This is a genomic window from Coleofasciculus sp. (genome assembly GCF_046539235.1).
GTDB lineage: Bacteria > Cyanobacteriota > Cyanobacteriia > Cyanobacteriales > Coleofasciculaceae > Coleofasciculus.
This window is the reverse complement of sequence record NZ_JBKHHI010000318.1, coordinates 1-7,866: the sequence shown is the minus strand read 5'-3', so window position 1 is coordinate 7,866 and position 7,866 is coordinate 1. Positions and strand designations below refer to the sequence as shown.

Below are 7,866 nucleotides of genomic sequence, written 5' to 3'. Positions count from 1 at the left end.
TCATGAGTCAAAGTCTGCGCCAGACGGCTTTATATGGTTTCTGCTGGGGGATTGGTTACCAAGGTTTAGCCCTATTTTGGATTACAGGTGTTCATCCCATGGATTGGATGGGAGTACCCTGGTTAGCCAGTTTAGCGATCGCGCTTTTTTGCTGGGTGTTTATTACCCTCTGGGGGACGATTCTGGTGGTGCTGTGGGCGGTGGGGATGACGGCGTTCAATTCACTATTAAATCGTCAAGGTGCAAAATTTAGGACGGTTACTCGCGTCTTACTCGGAATTGCCCTCTGGTGTGGTTTAGAAGCATTCTGGACTCTAGGAGATCTCAACTGGACCTCGTTGGCTTATACCCAAAGTCCCCATAATTTATGGATTTTACACCTGGGTCAGATTTCGGGTCCGTTTACAGTAACCGCCGCCGTTGTTGCTGTGAATGGGTTAATCGCGGAAGCTGGTAGCCGTTATTTCTCAAATCGAAACAAACGAGTCACTGGATCTAGCACAAGGCAGAAATTTATCATAGCTTTAGGACTTCTTGTTGGTTTCCATCTGATTGGATTTGGACTCTACAGTCGTCCGCTGATTCAACCGACTCAAGCCGCCTTCAAGGTTGGTATTATTCAAGGGAATATTCCTAACCGGATTAAACTCTACCGAGATGGTTGGAGTCGGGCAATTGAAAATTATACCAATGGTTACAACACCTTAGCGGATAAAGGAGTAGAAGCCGTCCTAACACCGGAAACAGCATTACCCTTTCTCTGGGATGAACAGGTTAATCAGTTTCGCTCACCCGTTCCCTTTTATCAATACAAACTCGATCGCTTTAAAGAGGCTATTTTAGACAAAGGTGTACTGGTTTGGCTGGGAGCGTTTGGTGAAAAAGGGGATAGCCTGACGAATAGTTTATTTACGATTACAGGTACGGGTGAAACCATCAGTCGCTATAACAAAGTGATTCTCGTCCCTTTAGGCGAATATATTCCCTTTGAGGAACTATTGGGCAGTTTAATTGATCGCCTTTCCCCCTTAGATGCCCATTTAGCCGCAGGTCAACCCAACCAACAGTTTGCCACACCGTTTGGTCGTGCGATCGCGGGGATTTGTTATGAGTCAGCGTTTGCCTATCATTTCCGCCATCAAGCCGCTAGAGGGGGTGAATTTATTCTCAGTGCTTCCAATAATGCTCATTATAGTGAAACCATGCCCGCCCAACACCACGCCCAAGACGTGATGAGAGCTATTGAAACGGATCGTTGGGCAGTACGGGCAACGAATACGGGCTATTCTGGCATTGTCGATCCTCACGGGAGAACCTTATGGCTTTCTGGAATTAATACCTACCAGATTCATGCGGCTACAGTTTATCGGCGACAAACCCAGACGCTTTACGTGCGTTGGGGTAATTGGTTAACGCCGACATTACTAGGATTAGCAATTTTAGCGTTTATCGTGAGTCGCTAATCTTGTTTGTAAGTAGGCGCTTGATTCGCCCCTGGCAAGAGGACTAAAGTCCTCACTACAAACACCCAAAACCCTGCATGTTTGTTTATCTGCGGTTTCCACCGCCATAACTGTTTACCTGGACTCAGTACCATTAAAATCATTTAGAACTAACACTTGTAATTCTCTAACTCTTCTGAAAATAACATCATTTGTCAGAAACGCTTCACATCCGACGGCGAGGGCTACAGCAACCTGAAACGCATCAGGTAATTGCAGATTATATCTGGCTCGGATTTGAGCAGCTTGTAGTGCTATTGGTTGGTCAATTTCTACAAATTCAATACTATCAGTTCCAGTAAGCAGTTCAATGAAGTCTTGCTGTAATTGTGTTTGTCCTAATCGAGCAGGTAGCACTAAGCACTCAGCTAAAGTAATGGGTGAAGCAACCCCCATTGCCCCACTGTTGACAATATAGTCGAATACTACGCTGACAAAGGCAAAGTATTGTGGGTTTCGCTCGATGTAGTAAATGACTGGTGCCGTGTCCAAAAACAACCGCGTCACACCCTGGAGGCTTTCTGTAATGTTCACTCCTCTTTCCTTAATTCCATTTGGGCAATTTCTAAATCTGGAAACTCCCCACGCCTCAGGCGGGTGACATAATCCTGAGCATCCATACCCTTGAGGAGATTAGGGGCTATTCCCGCAAATTCTGTCACGTTACGGCGGGGTTTCTGCTTCATCTCACACCGTCGTAGTTTCTGGGTTAAGTAAGCGATGAACTGCAATTGCTCATCAGGTGTGAGGGCATCTGCTTGTTTCATCAAATCCACTAATTCTTTAGACATTTTAATTTATCCTTTTTTATTCAAGTCTAAACGTGCCGACGGCGAACATGATAGGTGGGAAATGTGCCATATCCTTTTGCCCAAGGCGTTTGTCCCACATAATCACAGGTAATATAGCGATATCGCGCCCCTAATCTCCTTTTATAAGATAAGAATCGTAGGGGCGACCCGCCGCACAAAATTAACACCACCCACCGATTAATGTTATCGGGTCGCCCTGCTCGCCCCTACAACCGTGATAATCCCCACAATCCCGACAATAAGCTGTTCGGCATTTAAACCTTAATGTCAATAATGGCTCTCATCCTTGTAGTGCGTTTAGCGAAGCCATGCCGCAGGCTTTGCATCTTGCTCGCTACCCATTCCCAATTTAAATGCATGACAGCTTATCTATAATGGATAATAAACCCTGTCGGGGCGATTTTTTCCCATTTGGCTAAACCAGAAATGATCATAGTTAAACCGCCCCGACAAGCGTTAAACCCAATTGCCAACTAATACAAACGGTGTCCAAAAATAGGGATGTTTCCGATATTTTGGATCTTGCAAAATCAGTAATTGAGCGCGACGCAGGGCTTCAGCTTTACTCACTTTATCCTCAGTAAGTACCTGATAAAATTTCACCATCAGATCCGCCGTCGTCGCATCATCCACTAACCATAACGTTGCTATGGTACTCCTAGCCCCCGCTCTCACGGCGACACCCGCTAATCCCAATGCAGCTTGATCATCCCCTTTGGCGGTTTCACAGGCACTGAGTACCAGTAATTCAATCGGATTGGTGCGACGCAAATCCGTGGTTTTAAGTAAGAAACTCAATTCATTCACATTCAGCTTATCATCCCAGGTAATAATAAAGGTTCCCTCGGCTTCTGAACTAAACTGACCGTGGGTGGCGAGGTGGACAATGGGAAATGATACATTACCTATCGTATTTTCTAATATGGATTTGGTAAACTCCTGATTGAGTAACAATTTCCCGGACATAAACGATTGAATTTTCTGGAGTTCGATTTTTACATTGGGGAGAGCGGAAAAGTTTTGGCGGGATTCGGAGACTCCAGCGGTTAACACTTCAAGCTGTTGTTCGGTAAGTGGTTTGGACTCTAACAATTCTAACCCTGGAGTCAGCGCGATCGCATAGTTTTGCAGTAAGTATTTATCCCCGTCGTGCAGCGCCGCCATCGGGATATTCCGCAGCGTACCATTCAATACAAAGACTAGGGTTTTTACCTCACTTTGGGCTAAATCGGCGGCGGCGGGTTTGATCATCCAGTCATAGACTTTTCGGGCGAGGGGCAGAAATCTTAAACTGGTGCGCTGAGGTAAGGCTTGACGTAATTCCTCTAATGTGCTTTTTAATTCAGTTTGGGAGACAAAGGTGGTGTAACGGCGTAAGGGTTGATTGGGTAAATGAACAATGATTTCCAAGCGATCAGATAGGATAATCGGGTAAAGTACGGCAGCTTCTTGGTCAATCGTATCAATATTTACAGGTCGAGCCGTGATACAATCGGTGTGAAAGAAGTTATCCAATTCCGCGATTTGCAGTAATTCAATCACCTGACGGGCTTGTTCGAGTCGTTCTGGACTAACTTGGGTATCATCTTTGGGTAATAGGAGTTCGACTAACTGTCGGTAGATGGGTTCAACCTGTTTGCGAAAGGAATACTGGACATTAGAATTAACCGCGACTAAATCACTACGCAAGGATTGCAGCGTATCTACCGCCCCTTGGTACGCCGCAATTGCTCCTTGAATATCGCCTTGCTGTTTGAGTAAACGCCCTAATTGCCATTGCCAAGGATATAGACTATCCCAAGCTTCAATGGCTTGGGTTTTGATTAAGGCTTGTTGGGTTAAATCTTGGGCTGGTTGCAGTTGATTGGTTTGTTCGTAAAGATGTCCCAGGGTGCCTAATGCATAAGCTTGGAGGCGTTTATCTCCCAGGGTTTCCGCCTGCTGGATCGCCGTTGTCAGGATTTGGGCGATGTCTGGCTGTAGAGACGTTGCATGCAACGTCTCTACTAATTTAATCAGACTTTCGCTAAAGTTAATCCGAAATGTAATCGCTTGATCTGAAATGGGTAAGGTATTTAGTTGGCTTTGGATTTGGGGAACTAACGATTGCGCTTCTTGGCGATTGTCGGTTTCAATAAGTAAGCTGAGTTGATTCAGTTTTGCCCGTAATTGGATAAGGGGAGAAGGCGCTTGGGTTATTGCTTCTTGATAGAACTCCAGGGCGGCTTCAACTTGCTGCTGTTGACGGGCGGTATTGGCAAGGCTAAGTAGGGCGGCGCTAATATCTGGGGGGGATTGTAACTGGCGGGCAATTTGTAAACTTTCGTCTAATACCTGACGGGCTTGGGGTAAGTCGTCTACTAATTGTAACACTTCTCCAAGCGATCGCAAGCCGACGGCTTTGGTGAGTGAGTCGGGTTGAGTGTCGAGGGTTTCTCTGACTTGCTGGAGTAACTGTAATGCCCGTCGATGAAACCCCAGGGCTTGCATGGCTTGCGCTTGGTTAATTTTGCTTTTAATTTTACCTGTTTTATCCCCTAACTGATTGTACAGGGCGGTAGCTTGCTCCCAGGTGGCTAAGGCTTGTTCTGGTTGTCCCTGATTCAGTTGTAAACGCCCCTGAATCGTTAGGCTTTGGGCTAAGACATTCAGGTGATGGGTAGAAACGTCGCGGTTTGGTTCAGTTTGTAGCAGGGTTAAACTCTGGGAAATGGCGTTGTTTGCCTGAGACCATAAACTGAGTTGGTGATAGGCTAAGGCGAGATTGCTGAGGACTGTGGCTTGTTTGATGGTATCGCCTTGGTTTTGATAGGCGCTTGCTGCTTTTTGTAGGAGTTCGATGGCATCAGTATATTGTCCCGCTTCGTAAAAGGTTCTGCCTTGTTTTACCCACTCAGCGGGGGAAGAATTAACGGGTGTTGTCTCGATTGCGGCTATTTTGGGTTGGTTTTGTCCGATTCCGGTTGCGGATACGGGGGAAATGACTATACATAAAATGGCGGTGAGAATGGCTAATAGTAGCCATGATATACCCCATTGATTAGCGCTAAAGCGCTTACTACGAACGGCGCTAAAGCGCTTACTACGAACGGCGCTAAAGCGCTTACTACGAACGGCGCTAAAGCGCTTACTACGAACAGGTAGATACCATTTGTTTTTCATACTATTTTATCCCAACAAGATTATGTTGTAGGGGTACGACGTTGTTTATTCTTGCTCCCCTCCCCCATGCAACAAAAGCGAAGCATCTTCTGTCCTCCCCCCTCGCAGGGGGGAACGAGGGGTATTGCTAATACTAAATCTAAGTAAGTCACCCCCTTATTTCTTCTGCCTCCTGCCTTCTTAATTACTCACAGAACTTAGAAGTAACGGGGGGATTTCCAGATGTCATGTTAGTGGCTTCTGCTGTCAGGATGACATTACCTTGTTCATCTCGAATCCATCCTTTTGCTTCCACAATCTGGCGCGGTTGAGAGGGTTGATTGGGCAGAGTTGCTGTATTATTATCGTTATCGCTTTCGGGTGACTCTAAAGAAATCCAATCGGCAAATACTGCTTCCCCTCGGAGTAATTCACTGGGTTTAGGGGGTAAACCGCCGCGTCCCGTAACCACAAAACTACTTTGATTAAGTCCAGCATCGGCTTGACAAACTTGACCCACTAATCCTCGCACATCTATCGGTTTGGTGGGTAATTGATTTAAATCCCGACTGGGATCAACATCAGGGGTATTAATTTCCACAGTACCGTCTAACCCAAATTCGGAACTGGCAGTAATATCACTTTTGGGCGTGCGCTGGGGACGGAATTCTAACCCAAAAATACTTTGAGCGGTGATAGTAATATTACCGCCATCACCTTCAAAGGCATCGGCAACAATGTCGCTGTTTTCGTCTTCAATCGCCACAATGAATTCGGTGTCGATAGTAATATTTCCCCCATCACCCTCACCGCCCAATGCTTCTGCGGAAATCAAGCTATTGCGACGCATTTCAATTAAATCTTCTACCTTCAGGGTCATATTACCGCCCTCACCGGATACGGTACTGGCAATCAAAGCCCCTTGGTTATCCAGGTTAATTGAGTTCGCTATAATCCGCATTTCCCCGGCATTGCCTGTGGCTTGATTCGGCAGAATCAGACCTTGCAATACACCAAATCCTAAGGTAGGGTCACTCAAACGCAAGTCATTAGCGGCTGTTCCGGTTGCGGCTGTTAATCTTGCCCTATCCCGGACTATCAATTGATTGGTATTCACCTGCAAATTTCCGGCATTTCCTGTACCAAATCCCTGGACATATAATCCACTGGGAAAACCATCGGCAGATGTCCCGCTTAATTCTACCGATTCAGCCGCATTGACGAATAAATTTCCCCCTTGCCCATCACCAATCGATGAAGCAGTGACAAATCCTCCATCTTGGATAATTAATCGTTCCGTATTAATCATCAGATTTCCCGCATTTCCTCCACCAGTCGGATTGGTTAATGTATTGATTGTATCTGTACCTAACATGCTGGGAATGATATTAATCGGAGATTTCCCAATCACTTCCACTGACTCCGAGGCATTCACAGTTAAATCTCCGCCTTCACCGGAACCTGCCGTGCCAATTTCGACAAATCCGCCATCACGGATAATCAAGCGGCGGGTATTAATGGTTAAGTCTCCAGCATCACCCGTACCTAGAGTGCCAGAGCCTAAAAGACTAGGAACACCCTCAACCAAAGATACCCCAATTACCTCTACCGACTCAGAAGCATTTACCTCTAAATTTCCGCCTCGACCTTGGGCAAAAGTAGCCGTTGATACATTTGCTCCTTCTTGAATCATCAATCGTCCGGTGTCAATCCTCAGGGTTCCCGCATCGCCAGAATTACTTGATTCGGTAAACAAACCACTGATTTTTTCATTTAAGACACCCGTTAGTTCCACGGTATCGGAAGCTTTCACGGTTAAATCGCCCCCTTGACCCCCACCAATCGTTGACGTTGATGCCCGTGCGCCCGATCGCAGGTTCAATTGCTGTGTTTCAATGGTGATATCTCCCGCCGCACCATCTCCGGCTGTAATGGCATAGAAGCCGCTACTGGGAATGGTTGCCAGAAACTCCGTCACCCCAGGAATGGCGTTTAACAGGGGATTATCAACACCCTCCAGATTAATCCCACTTGCTTCAACGGATTCTGTGGCTTGTACCGTAACACTTCCGCCAGGGATTGCCCCTAAAGTTCCGGCAATTACTCGTGCGCCATTGGTTAAGGAGACTGAATTCGCTGTAATAGTGACATCACCACCCCGGAGATTAGGCGCAGGAATCGGACTTAAACTGGCACTGCCAATGATCTGATTATCCCACGCGATCGCACCTTGGCTACTTAGTTTAATCGTTCCGCCCACTGCACCGATGGAGAAGATATCAGCAGTGACGATATCTCCCTCGCTAATTAAGCTAATATCACCACCATTACCTCCTAGAAAACTTGCATTCACGACGCCATTGACGGTGATGCTGTCTCTGGAGTCAATCGTGATTGAACTGATAGTCGCC

Annotated in this window: 6 protein-coding genes; 1 reads left to right on the top strand and 5 read right to left on the bottom strand. The window is 46.4% G+C overall.

What is annotated here, in order from left to right:
- The first annotated feature begins 2 nt into the window (after positions 1 to 2).
- On the top strand, positions 3 to 1,463 hold the full coding sequence (gene lnt / locus ACLFWI_RS22470; protein WP_446414775.1) for an apolipoprotein N-acyltransferase: 1,461 nt from the start codon (positions 3 to 5) through the stop codon (positions 1,461 to 1,463).
- A 114-nt stretch (positions 1,464 to 1,577) separates the two neighbouring features.
- Here lnt and ACLFWI_RS22465 read toward each other — a convergent pair whose 3' ends face one another.
- The 5 genes from ACLFWI_RS22465 to ACLFWI_RS22445 all read right to left on the bottom strand — a co-directional run.
- Positions 1,578 to 2,036, bottom strand: coding sequence for a type II toxin-antitoxin system VapC family toxin (locus ACLFWI_RS22465; RefSeq protein ID WP_446414774.1), 459 nt, complete (start codon positions 2,034 to 2,036; stop codon positions 1,578 to 1,580).
- Positions 2,033 to 2,293, bottom strand: coding sequence for a hypothetical protein (locus tag ACLFWI_RS22460; protein ID WP_446414773.1), 261 nt, complete (start codon positions 2,291 to 2,293; stop codon positions 2,033 to 2,035). Before ACLFWI_RS22460 ends, ACLFWI_RS22465 begins: the two co-directional genes overlap by 4 nt.
- 26 nt (positions 2,294 to 2,319) lie before the next feature.
- Positions 2,320 to 2,481 carry a hypothetical protein gene (locus ACLFWI_RS22455; protein WP_446414772.1) on the bottom strand — a complete coding sequence of 54 codons (162 nt, stop codon included), beginning with the start codon at positions 2,479 to 2,481 and terminating at the stop codon, positions 2,320 to 2,322.
- A gap of 289 nt (positions 2,482 to 2,770) precedes the next feature.
- On the bottom strand, positions 2,771 to 5,476 hold the full coding sequence (locus ACLFWI_RS22450; protein WP_446414771.1) for a CHAT domain-containing protein: 2,706 nt from the start codon (positions 5,474 to 5,476) through the stop codon (positions 2,771 to 2,773).
- A gap of 184 nt (positions 5,477 to 5,660) precedes the next feature.
- Positions 5,661 to 7,866: hypothetical protein (locus ACLFWI_RS22445; RefSeq protein ID WP_446414770.1), on the bottom strand; the 2,206-nt coding region annotated here is incomplete at its 5' end.